The sequence below is a fragment of the Burkholderia sp. AU30280 genome (assembly GCF_020420125.1).
In the GTDB taxonomy this organism is placed as follows: Bacteria; Pseudomonadota; Gammaproteobacteria; order Burkholderiales; family Burkholderiaceae; genus Burkholderia.
The window spans coordinates 80,486-97,964 of the sequence record NZ_JAIZRY010000004.1; the positions used below are offsets into that span (position 1 = coordinate 80,486).

The window sequence follows — 17,479 nt, forward strand, 5'->3', positions numbered from 1 at the left end:
ACGCGCCGTTTCGATGCGCGTACCGTGGCGACATGCCGCCGCCGCGGCCGAGACCGGCGCCCCTGGCACCCCGAGCGCCGGATACGTAGTTTCCCCGCTTTAAATCGCCTCCGAAGTGACGTTATCTCAATTAACCGTGTGTAATCGGGAGACGGGTACTGTCGGGCAGCGCATCCCATGAATTTTTTCGATGGGAGCGGGAGGGTTCATTGGTCAGAGGTTGGCCGACCCTTACATTCCGGTTTAACGACGATCGGTAAGTGCCTAATATTGCTCTTTTTTTCAGCTTTAACTACACTTGCGGAAACCTCCCGCCCGCTTTGTCCAGACCCCAATGAAAGCCGAATCGTTTTCACCGCGCAGATTGTTGCAGAGCATGACGCTCGGCACGGCTGTGTCGGTCGCAGTCGCCTTGCTGGCGACCACCGCGTCCGTCGCGCCTGCTGACGCCTTTGCCGCCACTGCGAAAACCCAGCAAGCTGCCAAGAAAAAGGCTGTCGCTCCTGCTTCGTCCGCGAAGAAGAAGTCGGCCAAGGCCAGCTCCGACAAATCCGCGAAGGTTGCGGCCGCCGACGCGCCGCGCGCGAAGGCGTCGCGCAAGCGCGTGACGCTCGCGTCGAACGTGCACGGCGGCCATCACGGCGCAGTTCGCAAGGTCGCGTTCCAGCCGCGCCGGCCGACCGTCGGCCAGGCTTTCGGCCTGCACGACACGCCGGACGCGCTCGCGCTGCGTTCGAGCGTTGCATACGTCGTCGACCAGAACTCGGGCGAGCCGCTGTTCGACAAGAATTCGCACGCCGTCGTGCCGATCGCGTCGATCTCGAAGCTGATGACGGCGATGGTCGTGCTCGACTCGAAGTCGCCGATGACCGACCAGATCGAAGTCACCGACGAAGACCGCGACTACGAGAAGGGCACGGGCTCGCGCCTGTCGGTCGGTTCGGTGCTGTCGCGTGAAGACATGCTGCACATCGCGCTGATGGCGTCGGAAAACCGTGCGGCCGCTGCGCTGTCGCGCTACTACCCGGGTGGCCGTCCGGCGTTCATCGCCGCGATGAACGCGAAGGCGAAGTCGCTCGGCATGACCGATACGCACTTCGAGAATTCGACGGGCCTGTCGAGCTCGAACGTGTCGAGCGCGCGCGACCTCGTGAAGATGGTCAATGCGGCGTACCAGTACCCGATGATCCGCCAGTTCTCGACCGATCGCACCTACGAGGTGTACACGGGCAAGCGCAACCTGGTCTACAACAGCACGAACGCGCTGATCCGCGGCAACGGCTCGTGGGACATCGGTCTGCAGAAGACGGGCTTCATCAACGAAGCCGGCGAATGTCTCGTGATGCAGGCAACGATTCACGGCAAGCCGATGGTGATGGTGCTGCTTGATTCGTTCGGCAAGTATTCGCGCTTCGCCGATGCGGCGCGCCTGCGCAACTGGCTCGATGCCGGCGGCGGCGAGCGCCTGACGGCGGCCAACACGCCGAACGGCGGGACCTGATCGCACCATGGGCGGCGGTTCGCCGCCTCGCCGGCGGCCAAAAAAAGCCCCGCAATCGCGGGGCTTTTTCGTTGGGAGCGCGGGAGCGGTTTACGCCTGCCGCTGCAGCCCGTCCGTCTCCTTCGCGGGCGCCGGCCGGTAGCCGAGCGATTCCGAAATGGTGAGGGCCGTGCGGCTCAACTGGCCGAGCCATGCATCCTGCAGACGATCGGCCGGCGCCGACAGCGACAGGCCCGCGACGAGCTTGCCCGAATCGTCGTAGATGCCGGCCGCGATACAGCGCACGCCGAGCTCCAGCTCCTCGTTGTCGCGTGCGCACGATTGCTGGCGGACGATCGTCAGCTCGCGCTCGAGCTTCGCGATGTCGGTGATGCTGTTCTGCGTGTGGCCGGATAGCCCCGTGCGCGTCGCATAGGCGCGTACGCGCGACGTTTCGTCTGCCGCGAGGAACAGCTTGCCGACCGACGTGAGGTGCAGCGGCGCACGGCCGCCGATCGCGCGGACGACCTGCATCCCCGAGCGCTCCGAATATGCCCGCTCGATGTAGACGATTTCATCGCCCTGGCGCACCGACAGGTTCACGGTCTGCCCGGTGAGACGGTGCAGCTCGCGCATCGGCATCAGCGCCGCGTCGCGTACCGACAGGCGCGCCTTCACGAGGTTGCCGAGCTCCAGCAGCCGCATGCCGAGGCGGTACGTGCCGGGATCGGAGCGATCGACGAGACGGCAGGTCACCATGTCGTTGAGGATGCGGTGCGCGGTCGACGGGTGCAGCTCCGTGCGCTGCGCAAGCTCCTTCAGGCTGACAGGGTCACTGTGCGCGGCGAGCGCGTCCAGCAACCGCATCATGCGTTCGATCACCTGGATCGACGTTTTTGAATCCGGGGTGGGTTGGCTCATGTCGGGGGAGAAATCGGTTGACGCGTCAAGCGGAGTTGCGCCGATTGTATCTCGTATTGTGAAAAAAGCGAACGCCGTTCGAGGAAGTCCTCGTTTCGTGCAGTGCGGGCTTGCGCGCAAGCCCGCGTTGGTCTTGCCGGCCAAACGGCGGATAATGAGAGCCGTTTTCTCGAAGGAGCACGTATGCGAGTCGGTTTGTTCGTGACCTGCCTGGTCGATCTGATGCGCCCCGAAATCGGTTTTTCGGCGCTCAAGCTGATTCGCGACGCCGGCTACGAGGTGATCGTGCCGCCCGCGCAGACTTGCTGCGGCCAGCCGGCCTACAACTCGGGCGACCGCGCGCTCGCACGCGATCTCGCGGAAAAGACGCTGCGCGAGTTCGAGCAGTTCGATTACGTCGTCGCGCCGTCGGGTTCGTGCGGCGGGATGATCCGCGCGCACTACGGCGACCTGTTCCGCGACGACCCCGAATTGATGGGGCGCTACCTGCGGTTCCAGCAGAAGGTCTACGAACTGACCGACTTCCTGGCGAACGTCGCGAAGGTGTCGCTCGCGCCGGGCGAATTCACGGGGCCCGTCACCTACCACGATTCGTGCTCGGGCCTGCGCGAGCTCGGCGTGAAAGCGCAGCCGCGCGCGCTGCTCGCGCAGCGCGGCATCGCGGTCACCGAGATGAAGGACTGCGAGCACTGTTGCGGCTTCGGCGGCACGTTCGCGATCAAGTACGGCGACATTTCGGCGGCCATCGCGGACGAGAAATGCGCGAACGTGCGCGCGTCCGGTACGGGCGCCGTCGTGCTCGGCGATCTCGGCTGCATGCTGAACATCGAAGGGCGGTTGCGCCGCACCGGCGACCGCGACACGCGCGTGCTGCACGTCGCGCAGGTGCTGGCGGGCGACGTCTGACGCCCGGTTCCGCTCACTTTTCCCCCGATACCGCGATGCAAGTCCAATCGATGCATTTCAAGGCGCGCGCCGGCCAGAAGCTCGCCGACCAGCGCCTGCAGCAGAACCTGAAGAAGCTGTCGACGAAATTCGTGTCCGCGCGCGCCGACGCGATGACCGCGATCGACTTCCCGGCCACGCGCGCCGCACTGAAGACCCGCCGCGACCGCGCGCTGGAGAACCTCGACGTGTGGCTCGAGGCGTTCGAGCGCGAGGCGACGCGGCGCGGCACGACGGTGCTGTTCGCCGAAACGACCGCGGATGCCGCGCGGCTCGTGGCCGACATCGCGCGCCGTCACGACGTGAAGAAGGTCATCAAGACCAAGTCGATGGTGTCCGAGGAAATGCGCCTGAACGCGGTGCTCGCGGAGATGGGCGTGCAGTCGATCGAGACGGATCTCGGCGAATACATACTGCAGATCAATGACAACGAGCCGCCGAGCCACATCATTGCGCCCGTCGTGCACAAGGACAAGGACGAGATTGCCGACCTGTTCGCGCGCACGCACCATCGCGAGCGGCTCACCGAAATTCCGGACATGACGCGCGAGGCGCGCGAGGTGCTGCGCCCGCATTTCATGTCGGCCGACATGGGCGTGACGGGCGGCAACTTCGTGATCGCCGAGACGGGTTCGGTCGCGATCGTGACGAACGAAGGGAACGAGGGGATGTGCACGGTGATGCCGCGCGTGCATGTGGCGGTGACGGGCATCGAGAAGGTGCTGCCGACGCTCGAGGATCTCGCGACCGCGATGCGCCTGCTGCCGCGCTCCGCGACGGGGCAAAAGACGTCGAACTACTTCTCGCTGCTGACCGGGCCGCGCGGGCCGGACGACGAGGACGGTCCCGAGCACAACTACGTGGTGCTCGTCGACGGCGGCCGCACCGGGCTGATCGGCGGCGAATTCCAGGCGATGCTGCGCTGCATCCGCTGCGGCGCATGCATGAACCATTGTCCGGTTTACCAGAAGGTTGGCGGCCATGCGTACGGCTGGGTCTACCCGGGGCCGATGGGGTCCGTGCTGACGCCGAGCTACGTCGGGCTCGATCGCTCGCTCGACCTGCCGCAGGCGGCCACCCTATGCGGGGAATGCGACAGCGTGTGCCCGGCCGGGATTCCACTGTCGCACCTGTTGCGCACGCTGCGCGAGAAGCAGGTCGAGCGGCATCTGCGGCCGTGGCGCGAGCGCGCGGCGCTCGCCGCGTGGGGCTTCGTCGCGCGGCGGCCGATGCTGTACGCGCTGACGACCAAGCTCGCGGTACGCATCCTCGAGCGGCTGGGCGGCAACGGCGGCACGCTGCGACGCCTGCCGATGATGGGCGGCTGGATGGACACGCGCGACATGCCGACGCCGACCGGGCGCACGTTCCGCGAACTGTACGCGGCGTCGCAAAGCCACCTCGGCTGACGACTGTTCATCCGGCGACAACAGTGCGTTCGCTATTTGCATATTTATCTCGATAGATGCGGTCTATAGAATCCCGTCTGTAGTCCCCGGAATTGGGTTCCGGGGTACGGGGTCAAGGAGGTCCGCATCATGAAAAAGACAATATCGATGTACTGGCCGCTGGCAATCGTCGTTCCGCTGGCCGCGGCTGCCTATCTGCATGCGATGGCCGAGGCGCCGTCGCGTGGTCCGCTCGCGGTTCACCAGGCTTCCGCCGAGCTGGCGCGCGCGGTGTCGTTCGGGCTGGTCGGCGACGCGGCGACGCCGCTGCCGGCGGCATCCGGCGACGTCGTGCTCGCCGCGCCGAAGGCGCTGTAACGCATGGCGCCGTCGCTTTGCGCGGCGGCGCGATTTCGGCCGCCTTTGTATAATGGCGCGTTGTTCTCCCACGCGGCTTGCCGCGGCTTTGCGATAGTGCGATGACCCGCGTTTCGATCTGCTTCGTCTGTCTCGGCAACATCTGCCGTTCGCCCACCGCGGAAGGCGTGATGCGTCACCAGGTCGACGCGGCCGCGCTGGCCGACCGGATCGCGATCGATTCGGCCGGGACGGGCGACTGGCACGTCGGCGAGTCACCCGATACGCGTGCGCAGGCTGCCGCACGTGGCCGCGGCTACGACCTGTCGGCGCTGCGCGCACGACAGGTGAGCGCGGCAGATTTCGAGCGCTTCGACCTGCTGCTCGCGATGGACGAGGCGAATCTCGCGGAGTTGCGTCGCCGCTGTCCGCCGCAGTATCAAGACAAAGTGCGCCTGCTGATGGAATTCGCGCCGGATTCGACCGAAACCGAAGTGGCCGATCCCTATTTCGGCGGTGCGCAGGGCTTCGAGCAGGTGCTCGATCAGGTCGAGCGCGCGTGCGCGGGCCTGCTGGAGACGCTCCGGGCCCGCACGGAGCGCTGATCGCGCGGTATTCAGCGGTCTGCGAATACCCTTTCAAAGACATGGATACTTGACTAAAATCGTCAAATATTTATACTTGACCAAAATCGTCAAGATTGCAGTCCCCTAGACACCATGAGACTCACCACCAAAGGCCGTTTCGCCGTCACGGCGATGATTGACTTGGCACTGCGCCAGGAGCAGGGCCCGGTGACGCTTGCAGGCATCAGCCAGCGCCAGCGGATTTCGCTCTCGTATCTCGAACAGCTGTTCGGCAAGCTGCGCAGGCATGAAATCGTCGAATCCGTGCGCGGCCCCGGCGGCGGCTACAACCTCGCGCGTCGCGCGCAGGACGTCACCGTTGCCGACATCATCATCGCGGTCGATGAACCGCTCGACGCCACGCAGTGCGGCGGCAAAGGCACGTGCGACGGCTCGAAGCAGCCCGACGGCCATTGCATGACGCACGAGCTGTGGTCGACGCTGAACCAGAAGATGGTCGAATACCTCGATTCGGTGTCGCTGCAGGATCTCGTCGATCAGCAGCGCGCTCGCGAGGGCGCCCCTGCGGTGCTGCGCGACCGGCGCACGCCGGAGCCCGTCGCCGCGCCGGCCGAACCGGTGCGCACGATGCCGCTCGGCCCCAATTCGGTGTTCAACATCGCGAGTTCGTGAGCGCGAAGGCGCCGCCATACCCCATAACGCACATAGTCCCTGCACAGAATTCCCGGAGCGACAGATGACCCAAGACACTCTCCACCTGCCCATCTATATGGATTACAGCGCGACGACGCCGGTCGACCCGCGCGTGGTCGACAAGATGGTGCCGTACCTGCGCGAGCAGTTCGGCAACCCGGCGTCGCGCAGCCACGCGTATGGCTGGGACGCGGAGCGTGCGGTCGAGGAAGCGCGCGAGAACGTGGCCGCGCTCGTGAACGCGGATCCGCGCGAGATCATCTGGACGTCCGGTGCAACGGAATCGGACAACCTCGCGATCAAGGGCGCCGCGAACTTCTACAAGGGCAAGGGCAAGCACATCGTCACGGTGAAGACCGAGCACAAGGCCGTACTCGACACGTGCCGCGAGCTCGAGCGTGACGGTTTCGAAGTCACCTACCTCGACGTGAAGGATGACGGCCTGATCGACCTCGACGTGTTCAAGGCCGCGCTGCGCCCGGACACGATCCTCGTGTCCGTGATGCACGTGAACAACGAGATCGGCGTGATCCAGGACATCGAGACGATCGGTGAAATCTGCCGCGAGAAGGGCATCGTGTTCCACGTCGACGCCGCCCAGTCGACCGGCAAGGTCGGGATCGACCTCGCGAAGCTGAAGGTCGACCTGATGTCGTTCTCGGCGCACAAGACCTACGGCCCGAAGGGCATCGGCGCACTGTACGTGCGTCGCAAGCCGCGCGTGCGCATCGAAGCGCAGATGCACGGCGGCGGCCACGAGCGCGGCATGCGTTCGGGCACGCTGGCGACGCACCAGATCGTCGGCATGGGCGAAGCGTTCCGTATCGCGCGCGAAGAAATGGCGACGGAAAACGAGCGCGTCCGCATGCTGCGCGACAAGCTGCTGCGCGGCCTGTCGCAGATCGAGGAAACGTACGTGAACGGCGACATGGAGCGCCGTGTCCCGCACAACCTCAACATCAGTTTCAACTTCGTCGAAGGCGAGTCGCTGATCATGGCGATCAAGGACGTCGCGGTGTCGTCGGGCTCCGCATGCACGTCGGCGTCGCTGGAGCCGTCGTACGTGCTGCGTGCACTCGGCCGCAACGACGAGCTGGCACACAGCTCGATCCGCTTCACGGTCGGCCGCTTCACGACGGAGCAGGAAGTCGACTTCGTGATCAACCTGCTGAACAGCAAGATCGCGAAGCTGCGCGAACTCTCGCCGCTCTGGGAAATGCACCAGGAAGGCATCGATCTGTCGACGATCGAATGGGCCGCACACTGAGCGCCGGATTGAACATACCCGCGGGCGGATTCGCGCACGCAGACGTAACGAGTCAAGGAGTCTGAGTCATGTCTTACAGCAACAAGGTTCTGGATCACTACGAAAACCCGCGCAACGTCGGTTCGTTCGCGAAGGACGACGACACGGTCGGCACGGGCATGGTCGGCGCGCCGGCCTGCGGCGACGTGATGAAGCTGCAGATCCGCGTCGGCGCGGACGGCGTGATCGAAGACGCGAAGTTCAAGACCTACGGTTGCGGTTCGGCGATCGCGTCGAGCTCGCTCGTCACCGAGTGGGTGAAGGGCAAGACGCTCGACGAAGCACTGTCGATCAAGAACACGCAAATCGCCGAGGAACTCGCGCTGCCGCCGGTGAAGATTCACTGCTCGATCCTCGCGGAAGATGCGATCAAGGCAGCCGTGGCGGACTACAAGAAGCGTCACGACACCAAGGAAGGCGATCAGGCAGCGGCCTGAGCGGCATCGAGCACGCGAGTGAAGGAACGCGGCGGGCCCCTGTGGCGCGTCGCGGCAAGGACATCATGGCAATTACACTGACCGAAAAAGCAGCACAGCACGTCCAGAAATACCTCGTCCGTCGCGGCAAGGGTGTGGGCCTGCGGCTTGGCGTTCGCACGACCGGGTGCTCGGGGCTCGCGTACAAGCTCGAGTATGTCGACGAGCTGGCTCCCGAGGATCAGGTGTTCGAAAGCCATGGCGTGAAGGTCGTCGTCGATCCGAAGAGCCTGGCCTACATCGACGGCACCGAGCTCGACTTCGCACGCGAAGGCCTGAACGAGGGGTTCAAGTTCAATAACCCGAACGTGAAGGACGAGTGCGGCTGCGGCGAATCGTTCCGCGTGTGACGACGCGGATCTCCGCGCGATGCGGGCAAGAGGCGGCACGGGCCGCCTTTTTAATGTGCGGCGTTTGCCGTGCGACGAACCGGAATTGAACGCGACGATGGTCTCGCTGAAAGACAGCCACTTCGACCTGTTTCACCTGCCGGCGCAATTCGCGCTCGACGAGACGACGCTCGACGCCGCCTATCGGACGGTGCAGACGCAGGTGCATCCGGACCGCTTCGCGGCGGCCGGCGACGCGCAGAAGCGCATCGCGATGCAATGGGCAACCCGCGCGAACGAGGCGTATCGCACGCTGCGCGATCCGCTGAAGCGCGCGTCGTATCTGCTGTCGCTGCGCGGCGTCGATATCGGCGCGGAAAACAACACCGCGATGGAGCCTGCGTTCCTGATGCAGCAGATGGAGTGGCGCGAGGGCATCGAGGATGCCGCGGCCGCCCGCAACGTCGATGCGCTCGACGCGCTGCTCGCCGAGTTGCGCGAAGAGCGGCGCGTGCGCGTGGAGCGCCTCGGCACGCTGCTCGACAGCGGCGCCGATCAGGCGGCCGCCGAGGCCGTGCGCCAGCTGATGTTCATCGAACGGGTCGCGTCGGAAGTGGGCGCGCAGATCGAGCGCCTCGAAACTTAACCGCGTGCCTTGCGGCACGCGCAGCAAACGGGCCGAGCGCCCGAACGAACCAAGATGGCTTTACTGCAAATTTCCGAACCGGGCATGGCGCCGGCGCCGCATCAGCGGCGACTCGCCGTCGGGATCGATCTCGGCACGACGAATTCGCTCGTCGCGGCAGTGCGCAACAGCGTGCCCGAAGTCCTGCCGGACGAAGCGGGCCGCGTGCTGCTGCCGTCGGTGGTCCGCTATCTCGAGAAGGGCGGCCGCCGCATCGGCCATGAGGCGAAAGAGCAGGCCGCGACCGATCCGCGCAACACGATCGTGTCGGTCAAGCGCTTCATGGGCCGCGGCAAGGCCGAGGTCGAAGGCGCGGCGAACGCGCCGTACGAATTCGTCGATGCGCCGGGCATGGTGCAGATCCGCACCATCGACGGCGTGAAGAGCCCGGTCGAAGTGTCGGCCGAGATTCTCGCGACGCTGCGCTATCGCGCGGAAGATTCGCTTGGCGACGACCTGGTCGGCGCGGTGATCACGGTGCCCGCGTATTTCGATGAAGCGCAACGCCAGGCGACCAAGGATGCCGCGCGCCTCGCGGGCCTCAACGTGCTGCGCCTGCTGAACGAACCGACCGCCGCGGCGATCGCCTACGGTCTCGACAACGGGGCCGAAGGCCTCTACGCGGTTTATGACCTCGGCGGCGGTACGTTCGACCTGTCGATCCTGAAGCTGACGAAGGGCGTGTTCGAAGTGCTGGCCGCGGGCGGCGATTCCGCGCTCGGCGGCGACGATTTCGACCATGTGCTGTTCGATCACGTGCTCGCGCAGGCCGGCATCGATGCGAGGACGCTCGCGCCCGAGGACGTGCGCCTGCTGCTCGATCGTGTGCGCGTGCTGAAGGAAGCGCTGTCGTCCGCCCCGCAGGCGTCGCTCGACGTCACGCTGTCGGGGGGCGCGCATCTCGTGCAGACGATCTCCCACGATACGTTCGCGTCGCTCGTCGAGCCGCTCGTGCAGCGCACGCTCACGCCGACCCGCAAGGCGCTGCGCGATGCGCAGGTGACGCCGGCCGACATCAAGGGTGTCGTGCTCGTCGGCGGCGCGACGCGCATGCCGGTGATCCGCGATGCGGTCGCGAAATATTTCGGCCAGCCGCCGCTCGTGAACCTCGATCCGGACCAGGTCGTCGCGCTCGGCGCGGCGATCCAGGCCGACCTGCTCGCGGGCAATCGCGGCACCGGCGACGACTGGCTGCTGCTCGACGTGATTCCTCTGTCGCTCGGTGTCGAGACGATGGGCGGCCTCGTCGAGAAGATCATTCCGCGCAACTCGACGATTCCGATCGCACGCGCGCAGGAATTCACGACCTTCAAGGATGGCCAGACCGCGATGGCGATCCACGTGGTGCAGGGCGAGCGCGAACTCGTCGCCGATTGCCGGTCGCTCGCGCGCTTCGAGCTGCGCGGCATTCCGCCGATGACGGCCGGCGCCGCACGCATTCGCGTGACGTACCAGGTCGACGCGGACGGCCTGCTGTCGGTGTTCGCCCGCGAACAGCTGTCGGGCGTCGAGGCATCGGTCGTCGTGAAGCCGTCGTACGGTCTTGCCGACGACGACATCGCGAAGATGCTCGAGGACAGCTTCAAGACCGCCGAAATCGACATGCGCGCACGTGCGCTGCGCGAAGCGCAGGTCGAGGCCGAACGGATGCTCGAGGCGACGCAGGCTGCGCTGGCGGCCGACGGCGAACTGCTCGATACGGACGAGCGCACGCAAGTCGACACGTTGGCCGCGGCGCTGCGTGCGGTCGCGCAAGGCGACGATACGAACGCGATCGAAGCGGCGACCAAGGCGCTGGCCGACGGCACCGACGAATTCGCGGCGCGCCGGATGGACAAGAGCATCAAGCGCGCGCTGTCGGGCCGCCGGCTCGACGAGATCTGAACTCACGAACTGCGCATCGGCCGGCGACGGCCCGCGCGATAATGAACCGTGCGGCGCCTGGCGCCGCACCCTGACTGACGGAACGGACATGCCTCAACTGGTGGTGCTGCCTCACGTCGAACTGTGCCCGGATGGCGCAGTGATCGACGCGACGCCCGGCAAGAGTATCTGCGACAACCTGCTCGACCACGGAATCGAGATCGAGCATGCATGCGAGAAGTCGTGCGCGTGCACGACGTGCCACGTGGTGATCCGCGAGGGCTTTAACGATCTGACGCCGTCCGAGGAGGACGAGGACGATCTGCTGGACAAGGCGTGGGGCCTCGAGCCGACGTCGCGCCTGTCGTGCCAGGCGATCGTGAAGGAAGATTCGGACCTGGTGGTCGAGATTCCGAAGTACTCGATCAACCACGCGAAGGAAAACCACTGACCGGAACCGGAGGCAGGCGATGAAATGGACCGATTCGCGTGAAATAGCCATTGCGCTGGCTGACAAGCACCCGGACATCGACCCGCAGCGGATCAACTTCGTCGACCTGCGCCAGTGGGTGCTCGAGCTCGACGGCTTCGACGACGATCCGAAGCATTCCGGCGAGAAGATCCTCGAAGCGATCCAGGCGCACTGGATCGACGAATCGGACTTCGACGACGAAGATTGAGCGCGGCGTGTGCCGCCATGGCGCACGCCGGCTCAAATGAGAAAACGGCTCGTGAGCGATCGCTCACGAGCCGTTTTCGTTTTCAGGTCGCTTGCCCGTGCGACGCGCGGGCAGCGGGCGCTTATGCGCCGACCAGCGTGCCGTTCTCGATCCGCACGCGCTGGCCCTGGCCGAACGGCGGCGGGTTGTGGTACGTGAACGTGCGCGTCGCGCCGCTTTCCATCTGTACCTGCACCTGATAATCGGTTTCCGCGCGTACCTGCTTCTCGACCTGGTTGCCGGCGAGACCGCCGCCCAGCGCGCCGATGATCGTCATCGCGGTGCGGCCGTTGCCGTGGCCGAACTGGTTGCCGAGCAGGCCGCCGGCAGCCGCGCCGCCAACGGCGCCGATCCCGGAGCTCTGCCCCGGCGTGCGCGTCTGCGTGATCGCGACGACCGTGCCGCAGCTCTGGCAGTAGGCCGCCTGGGCAGGCGCCGACGGCTGTTGCGCGTATTGCGGCGGCTGCGGCGCCGACGTGTGACGGCGGTGCGTCGTCGCCGGGCGCGGCGCGGGCTTCGGTTCGGCCTGCGCAAGCGCCTTCTGCTGCGCGGCGGCCTGTTCGGCTGCCTGCTGCTGGGCTTGCGCGGCCAGCGCGGCGCTCGCGGCCGCGGCCGTATCGACGGCCGGCTGCGATGCGATCAGCGCGGCCTGGGTCTGGCCGTTCTGTTCGTTGCTGCTGCTGGCCTTCGGGAACACACCGGTGATCGCGGCGGTCGCCGCGAGGCTGGCGACGATGACGGCGCCGGCGGCGGTGGCGATGAGCGGGTGGAGGCGTTGCTTTTGCGGCGTGGTCTGATTCTGGTTGTCCATTTTTTTCTCCGATGTCGATTCGGATCGGCGCATCGGCGCCGGGCCGGATCCCACGCTTCGGGGTCGAGCAGACTCGGCGTTCCGGTGCCTCGTTCTGGTCCCGTGGTCATGCGTGGTGACGCAAAAGGAGTGTCGTCGAGCGGCGACGGGCGCGCCGTATCAAGGTGTAACGAATTGCAGCGGGGCGCGGGCGATCGTTACCGGGAAAACCCGGGGTAGGCCGTCGCAACGAGGGGATAAAACGGGGTAGGATCGAAAGCCGGCGGACGCCGGCGGGCGGGATTTACGCGTCGTTACAAAGCTGACGCGTGCGCGCCGCAGGGCGCGGCGCACACGCGGGCGCAGCGATCAGTCCTCGCGGCGCAGATGCGGGAACAGCAGCACGTCGCGGATCGTCGGGCTGTCGGTCAGCAGCATCACGAGACGGTCGATGCCGATCCCGCAGCCGCCGGTCGGAGGCATCCCGTATTCGAGCGCGCGGATGTAGTCGGCGTCGAAGAACATCGCTTCCTCGTCGCCCGCATCCTTCTGCTCGACCTGCTTCTTGAAGCGCGCGGCCTGGTCTTCCGGATCGTTCAGCTCCGAGAAGCCGTTCGCGATTTCGCGGCCGGTCATGAACAGCTCGAAACGCTCGGTGATGCCCGGCACCGTATCCGATGCGCGTGCGAGCGGCGACACTTCGACCGGATAGTCGATGATGAAGGTCGGCTCCCACAGCTGCGCTTCGGCCGTTTCCTCGAACAGCGCGAGCTGCAGCGCGCCGATACCCGCGTTCAGGAACGCCGGCTGCGAGACGTCGACGCCGAAGCGCTTCAGTTCGGTGCGCAGGAACGCGTCGTCCGACAGCTGGCCGTCGGTGTACTCCGGTGCGTACTTCTGGATCGCCTGCGTGATCGTCAGGCGGTGGAACGGCTTCGCGAGGTCGAGTTCACGGCCCTGGTACTGGATCGTCGCGGTGCCGAGCGCATCGATCGCCGCCTGGCGGATCAGTTGCTCGGTGAAGTCCATCAGCCAGCGATAGTCGGTGTACGCGGCGTAGAACTCCATCATCGTGAATTCCGGGTTGTGACGCGGCGACACGCCTTCATTCCGGAAGTTGCGGTTGATTTCGAACACGCGTTCGAAGCCGCCGACGATCAGGCGCTTCAGGTACAGCTCCGGCGCGATGCGCAGGAACATCTGCATGTCGAGCGCGTTGTGATGCGTGACGAACGGCTTCGCGGCCGCGCCGCCCGGGATCGGGTGCAGCATCGGCGTCTCGACTTCCATGAAGTCGGCCGAATCCATGAACTTGCGGATCGACGCGATCGTCTTGGTGCGCGCGCGGAACGTGTCGCGCGTTTCCGGCGTGACGATCAGGTCGACATAGCGCTGGCGGTAGCGCATTTCCTGGTCCGACAGGCCGTGGAACTTGTCCGGCAGCGGGCGCAGCGCCTTCGACAGCAGGCGCAGTTCCTTGCACTGGACCGACAACTCGCCCTTGTTGGTGCGGAACAGCACGCCACGCGCGGCCACGATGTCGCCGAGGTCCCACTTCTTGAATGCGTCGTAGGTTTCCGCGCCGACGTCGTTCGGCGTCACGAAGAACTGGATCTGGCCCGAACCGTCCTGCACCGTCGCGAAGCTCGCCTTGCCCATCACGCGCTTGAGCATCATGCGGCCGGCGACCGACACCTCGACCGGGTTCGCTTCGAGCGCGGCCTTGTCCGAGTCGGCGAATGTCGTCTGCAGATCGGCTGCGTGATGCGTCGGGCGGAAATCGTTCGGGTAGGCGACGCCTTGCTCGCGCAGGGCGCGCAGCTTCTCGCGGCGCTCGGCGATGATCTGGTTTTCGTCCGCGGTGACGGCGGGCTGCGTTTGGGTCGGTTCGGTCATGATGGTCGGAATTCGGAGTGGTGCGGCAACGCAAACGGGAAGGGCAAGGGGGCGCGACCCGGCAGGGTCGCGCCGCGGCGCTTACACGCCCTGTTTGAGGCTCGCGCTGATGAAGTCGTCGAGGTCGCCGTCGAGGACGGCTCGCGTGTTGCTCATTTCGACGTTCGTGCGCAGGTCCTTCACGCGGCTCTGATCGAGCACGTACGAACGGATCTGGTGGCCCCAGCCCACATCGGTCTTGCTCGATTCGAGCTTGTCCTGTTCGGCCTGGCGCTTGCGCATTTCAACTTCGTACAGGCGCGATTTCAGCATCGCCATCGCTTCGGCGCGGTTGCGGTGCTGCGAGCGGTCGTTCTGGCACTGCACGACGATACCGGTCGGCATGTGCGTGATCCGCACCGCGGAGTCGGTCTTGTTGATGTGCTGACCGCCCGCGCCAGATGCGCGGTACGTGTCGATGCGCAGGTCGGCCGGGTTGATCTCGACTTCGATCGAGTCGTCGATTTCCGGATACACGAACACCGACGAGAACGACGTGTGGCGGCCGCCCGACGAGTCGAACGGCGACTTGCGCACGAGGCGGTGGATGCCCGTTTCGGTGCGCAGGAAGCCGTATGCGTATTCGCCCGACACCTTGACCGTCGCGTTCTTGATGCCGGCGACGTCGCCGTCGGACTCTTCGAGCACTTCGGCCTTGAAGCCCTTGCGTTCGCAGTAGCGCAGGTACTGGCGCAGCAGCATCGACGCCCAGTCGCACGCCTCGGTGCCGCCGGCGCCGGCCTGGATGTCGATGAAGCAGTTGTTCGGGTCGGCCGGGTTCGAGAACATCCGGCGGAACTCGATGTCGCCGACGCGTGCCTCGAGCTTCGCGGCGTCTTCTTCCGACGCGACGAGGGTGTCCTCGTCGCCTTCCTCGCGGGCCAGCTCGAACAGGTCGAGCGCGTCGCGCAGGTCGCTATCGAGCGCGGTGAGCGTCATGACGACGCCCTCGAGCAGCTTCTTCTCGCGACCGAGCGCCTGGGCGTTCTTCGAATCGTTCCAGACGTTCGGGTCTTCGAGTTCCTTGTTGACTTCGGTCAGACGCGCAGCTTTGGCGTCGTAGTCAAAGATACCCCCGGAGCTCGCCTGCGCGGTTGCGCAGGTCGAGCAGGGAGCTTTCGATCGCGTTGAGACGTTCCGCTTCCATGATCGCTCGCTATTCTTGCTTCGTAAAAAAGCGGAATTATAGCCGATCGGCAGGGTTGCCCGGTGGCGCAAACCGTGCCTGCCCGCGCGCGGCGGCGTCCGGCGCGGTGCGCATGCGTCGACGGGCGTCGCGGGCCGGGCGGCCCGCGCTCAGCCGGCTGCGTGTTCGACGATCAGCTGGACGCGCGTGACGCCGTTCCACGTGTCGGCGACGAGGCGGTAGGCGACCAGTGCGCTCTCCGGCAGCGGCTCCGTGTGGTTGAACCAGATCGCGTTGAAGCGCTGCCGGCCGCGTGCAAGCTGCAGCTTCAGGTGCTTTTCCTTCACGAGCGACTGCGACACGACGTCGAATTCGCCCGAGAAAAGCGGGGCCGGAAAACCCTGCCCCCAGACGGCTTCGTCGAGCAGCCCGACGAACTGCGGCGTGAAGTACGCGTCCTCGAGTTCGCCGTCGGTCTCGATCACGCGGGCAAGCGCATCGTCGGACAGCCACTCGCGCGCCACGGCCTCGAACGCGGCCGCGAAGCGTGGCACGTTCTCGGTGTCGAGCGTGAGGCCGGCCGCCATCGCGTGGCCGCCGAACGCGACGATCAGGTCCGGCTCGCGTTTCGACACGAGGTCGAGCGCGTCGCGCAGGTGGAAACCGGGAATCGAGCGGCCCGAACCCTTTACCCGCTTGCCCTCCTCGTCCGCGTGCGCGAACGTGAACGACGGGCGGTGGAATTTTTCCTTGAGCCGGCCGGCGACGATGCCGATCACGCCCTGGTGCCACTCGGGGTTGAAGAGGGTGATCGTGCACGCGTCGGCAGGATCGACATCGGCGAGATCGGCGAGCGCCTGCTGCTGCATGCCGGCCTCGATCTCGCGGCGTTCGCGGTTCATCACGTCGAGCTGCTGCGCGAGATCCCACGCGCGGCCGATGTCGTCGGTGATCAGGCACTCGATACCGAGCGACATGTCGGAGAGCCGCCCGGCGGCGTTCAGGCGCGGGCCGAGGCCGAAGCCGAGATCGAAGCCCGATGCCGTGCGCGCCTCGCGCGCGGCGGCGCGGAACAGCGCTGCGACGCCCGGCTGCATGCGGCCGTTGCGGATGCGCTGCAGTCCCTGCGCGACGAGCACGCGGTTGTTGCCGTCGAGCCGCACGACGTCGGCGACGGTGCCGAGCGCGACGAGATCGAGCAGGCCGTCGAGGCGCGGCTCGGCTTCCTTGCTCGCGAAGGCGCCGCGGCGGCGCAGCTCGGCGCGCAGCGCGAGCAGCACGTAGAACATCACGCCGACGCCGGCGAGGTGCTTGCTCGGGAACGCGCAGCCGGGCTGGTTCGGGTTGACGATCGCGCGCGCGGCGGGCAGCGCGTCGCCGGGCAGGTGGTGATCGGTCACGAGCACGTCGATGCCGCGTGCGTTCGCGGCTTCGACGCCCGCGACGCTCGCGATCCCGTTGTCGACGGTGATCAGCAGGTCGGGCTTGCGCGCGGCGGCGAGTTCGACAATCTCGGGCGTGAGGCCGTAGCCGTATTCGAAACGGTTCGGCACCAGGTAGTCGATCTGCGCGCCGAACATCCGCAGCCCGCGCACCGCGACCGCGCAGGCGGTCGCGCCGTCGCAGTCGTAGTCGGCGACGACGAGCAGGCGCCGCTTGTCGGCGATTGCATCGGCGAGCAGCGATGCCGCGTCGGCGCAGCCTTTCAGCTCGGTGGGCGGAACGAGCCGCGCCAGTGCGGTCTCGATGTCGGCGGGGGACTGCACGCCGCGCGACGCGTACAGGCGCGCAAGGACGGGATGCAGGCCGTGGCGCGCGAGCACTTCGGCGTCGGCGGGCGCGACGGGGCGGGTAACGATCCGGGTCATACGGGGTCTGC

The 17,479-nt window shown here is 66.3% G+C and carries 18 protein-coding genes; 13 read left to right on the top strand and 5 right to left on the bottom strand.

What is annotated here, in order from left to right:
• The first annotated feature begins 334 nt into the window (after positions 1-334).
• A complete protein-coding gene (gene pbpG, locus LGN17_RS10580) occupies positions 335-1,501 on the top strand; it encodes a D-alanyl-D-alanine endopeptidase (protein ID WP_226196627.1) in 1,167 nt (388 codons plus the stop codon).
• A gap of 90 nt (positions 1,502-1,591) precedes the next feature.
• Here the strand turns inward: pbpG and LGN17_RS10585 are convergent, their stop codons facing one another.
• Positions 1,592-2,401, bottom strand: coding sequence for an IclR family transcriptional regulator (locus LGN17_RS10585; protein WP_175969433.1), 810 nt, complete (start codon positions 2,399-2,401; stop codon positions 1,592-1,594).
• A gap of 183 nt (positions 2,402-2,584) precedes the next feature.
• Here LGN17_RS10585 and LGN17_RS10590 point away from each other — a divergent pair, with 183 nt between their 5' ends.
• The 12 genes from LGN17_RS10590 (at position 2,585) to iscX (ending at position 11,710) form a co-directional block, all read left to right on the top strand.
• Complete coding sequence (locus tag LGN17_RS10590) at positions 2,585-3,307, top strand: (Fe-S)-binding protein (RefSeq protein ID WP_226196629.1); 723 nt, start codon at positions 2,585-2,587, stop codon at positions 3,305-3,307.
• Between the two features lie 35 nt (positions 3,308-3,342).
• The gene (locus LGN17_RS10595; RefSeq protein ID WP_226196631.1) at positions 3,343-4,755 is read left to right on the top strand and encodes a lactate utilization protein B; all 1,413 of its coding nucleotides are present in this window, start codon (positions 3,343-3,345) and stop codon (positions 4,753-4,755) included.
• A 129-nt stretch (positions 4,756-4,884) separates the two neighbouring features.
• The gene (locus LGN17_RS10600) at positions 4,885-5,112 is read left to right on the top strand and encodes a hypothetical protein (RefSeq protein WP_069248357.1); all 228 of its coding nucleotides are present in this window, start codon (positions 4,885-4,887) and stop codon (positions 5,110-5,112) included.
• Between the two features lie 101 nt (positions 5,113-5,213).
• Positions 5,214-5,696, top strand: a complete 483-nt coding sequence (locus tag LGN17_RS10605; protein ID WP_226196634.1) for a low molecular weight protein-tyrosine-phosphatase — start codon at positions 5,214-5,216, stop codon at positions 5,694-5,696.
• Positions 5,697-5,810: 114 nt separating this feature from the next.
• Positions 5,811-6,350 (top strand): Fe-S cluster assembly transcriptional regulator IscR, encoded by a 540-nt coding sequence (gene iscR / locus LGN17_RS10610; RefSeq protein ID WP_009691731.1) that lies wholly within the window; start codon positions 5,811-5,813, stop codon positions 6,348-6,350.
• 64 nt (positions 6,351-6,414) lie between these two features.
• Entirely contained in the window at positions 6,415-7,638 is a 1,224-nt protein-coding gene (locus tag LGN17_RS10615) for an IscS subfamily cysteine desulfurase (RefSeq protein ID WP_175953522.1), read from the top strand.
• 68 nt (positions 7,639-7,706) lie between these two features.
• Positions 7,707-8,114 (top strand): Fe-S cluster assembly scaffold IscU, encoded by a 408-nt coding sequence (gene iscU, locus LGN17_RS10620; protein WP_006481982.1) that lies wholly within the window; start codon positions 7,707-7,709, stop codon positions 8,112-8,114.
• A gap of 65 nt (positions 8,115-8,179) precedes the next feature.
• Positions 8,180-8,503, top strand: a complete 324-nt coding sequence (gene iscA, locus LGN17_RS10625; RefSeq protein WP_011885413.1) for an iron-sulfur cluster assembly protein IscA — start codon at positions 8,180-8,182, stop codon at positions 8,501-8,503.
• Between the two features lie 97 nt (positions 8,504-8,600).
• Complete coding sequence (gene hscB / locus LGN17_RS10630; RefSeq protein ID WP_175238573.1) at positions 8,601-9,128, top strand: Fe-S protein assembly co-chaperone HscB; 528 nt, start codon at positions 8,601-8,603, stop codon at positions 9,126-9,128.
• Between the two features lie 54 nt (positions 9,129-9,182).
• Positions 9,183-11,051 (top strand): Fe-S protein assembly chaperone HscA, encoded by a 1,869-nt coding sequence (hscA, locus tag LGN17_RS10635; protein WP_226196636.1) that lies wholly within the window; start codon positions 9,183-9,185, stop codon positions 11,049-11,051.
• Positions 11,052-11,139: 88 nt separating this feature from the next.
• On the top strand, positions 11,140-11,481 hold the full coding sequence (gene fdx / locus LGN17_RS10640; RefSeq protein ID WP_006478392.1) for an ISC system 2Fe-2S type ferredoxin: 342 nt from the start codon (positions 11,140-11,142) through the stop codon (positions 11,479-11,481).
• A gap of 19 nt (positions 11,482-11,500) precedes the next feature.
• Entirely contained in the window at positions 11,501-11,710 is a 210-nt protein-coding gene (gene iscX, locus LGN17_RS10645; protein WP_021157676.1) for a Fe-S cluster assembly protein IscX, read from the top strand.
• Positions 11,711-11,831: 121 nt separating this feature from the next.
• Here iscX and LGN17_RS10650 read toward each other — a convergent pair whose 3' ends face one another.
• The 4 genes from LGN17_RS10650 to recJ all read right to left on the bottom strand — a co-directional run bounded on the left by LGN17_RS10650 (position 11,832) and on the right by recJ (position 17,468).
• Positions 11,832-12,560: a glycine zipper 2TM domain-containing protein gene (locus LGN17_RS10650; RefSeq protein ID WP_226196638.1), complete on the bottom strand. Its 729-nt coding sequence runs from the start codon at positions 12,558-12,560 to the stop codon at positions 11,832-11,834.
• Positions 12,561-12,908: 348 nt separating this feature from the next.
• Positions 12,909-14,435, bottom strand: a complete 1,527-nt coding sequence (gene lysS / locus LGN17_RS10655) for a lysine--tRNA ligase (protein ID WP_175953513.1) — start codon at positions 14,433-14,435, stop codon at positions 12,909-12,911.
• A gap of 81 nt (positions 14,436-14,516) precedes the next feature.
• Positions 14,517-15,621, bottom strand: a protein-coding gene (gene prfB, locus LGN17_RS10660; protein ID WP_105749870.1) for a peptide chain release factor 2 whose coding sequence is annotated in 2 segments (ribosomal slippage) — positions 14,517-15,539 and positions 15,541-15,621 — 1,104 coding nt in all. Because the reading frame shifts where the segments join, the coding sequence is not laid out codon by codon here.
• A gap of 149 nt (positions 15,622-15,770) precedes the next feature.
• Positions 15,771-17,468 carry a single-stranded-DNA-specific exonuclease RecJ gene (gene recJ, locus LGN17_RS10665; protein ID WP_226196641.1) on the bottom strand — a complete coding sequence of 566 codons (1,698 nt, stop codon included), beginning with the start codon at positions 17,466-17,468 and terminating at the stop codon, positions 15,771-15,773.
• Positions 17,469-17,479: the final 11 nt, after the last annotated feature.

Coding starts and splice junctions, on each gene's coding strand:
- LGN17_RS10650 (WP_226196638.1), bottom strand. CDS start 12,560: ATGGACAACCAGAATCAGACCACGCCGCAAAAGCAACGCCTCCACCCG.
- LGN17_RS10605 (WP_226196634.1), top strand. CDS start 5,214: ATGACCCGCGTTTCGATCTGCTTCGTCTGTCTCGGCAACATCTGCCGT.
- LGN17_RS10585 (WP_175969433.1), bottom strand. CDS start 2,401: ATGAGCCAACCCACCCCGGATTCAAAAACGTCGATCCAGGTGATCGAA.
- iscU (WP_006481982.1), top strand. CDS start 7,707: ATGTCTTACAGCAACAAGGTTCTGGATCACTACGAAAACCCGCGCAAC.
- LGN17_RS10600 (WP_069248357.1), top strand. CDS start 4,885: ATGAAAAAGACAATATCGATGTACTGGCCGCTGGCAATCGTCGTTCCG.
- hscA (WP_226196636.1), top strand. CDS start 9,183: ATGGCTTTACTGCAAATTTCCGAACCGGGCATGGCGCCGGCGCCGCAT.
- LGN17_RS10615 (WP_175953522.1), top strand. CDS start 6,415: ATGACCCAAGACACTCTCCACCTGCCCATCTATATGGATTACAGCGCG.
- pbpG (WP_226196627.1), top strand. CDS start 335: ATGAAAGCCGAATCGTTTTCACCGCGCAGATTGTTGCAGAGCATGACG.
- recJ (WP_226196641.1), bottom strand. CDS start 17,468: ATGACCCGGATCGTTACCCGCCCCGTCGCGCCCGCCGACGCCGAAGTG.
- iscA (WP_011885413.1), top strand. CDS start 8,180: ATGGCAATTACACTGACCGAAAAAGCAGCACAGCACGTCCAGAAATAC.
- fdx (WP_006478392.1), top strand. CDS start 11,140: ATGCCTCAACTGGTGGTGCTGCCTCACGTCGAACTGTGCCCGGATGGC.
- lysS (WP_175953513.1), bottom strand. CDS start 14,435: ATGACCGAACCGACCCAAACGCAGCCCGCCGTCACCGCGGACGAAAAC.
- LGN17_RS10595 (WP_226196631.1), top strand. CDS start 3,343: ATGCAAGTCCAATCGATGCATTTCAAGGCGCGCGCCGGCCAGAAGCTC.
- hscB (WP_175238573.1), top strand. CDS start 8,601: ATGGTCTCGCTGAAAGACAGCCACTTCGACCTGTTTCACCTGCCGGCG.
- iscR (WP_009691731.1), top strand. CDS start 5,811: ATGAGACTCACCACCAAAGGCCGTTTCGCCGTCACGGCGATGATTGAC.
- LGN17_RS10590 (WP_226196629.1), top strand. CDS start 2,585: ATGCGAGTCGGTTTGTTCGTGACCTGCCTGGTCGATCTGATGCGCCCC.
- iscX (WP_021157676.1), top strand. CDS start 11,501: ATGAAATGGACCGATTCGCGTGAAATAGCCATTGCGCTGGCTGACAAG.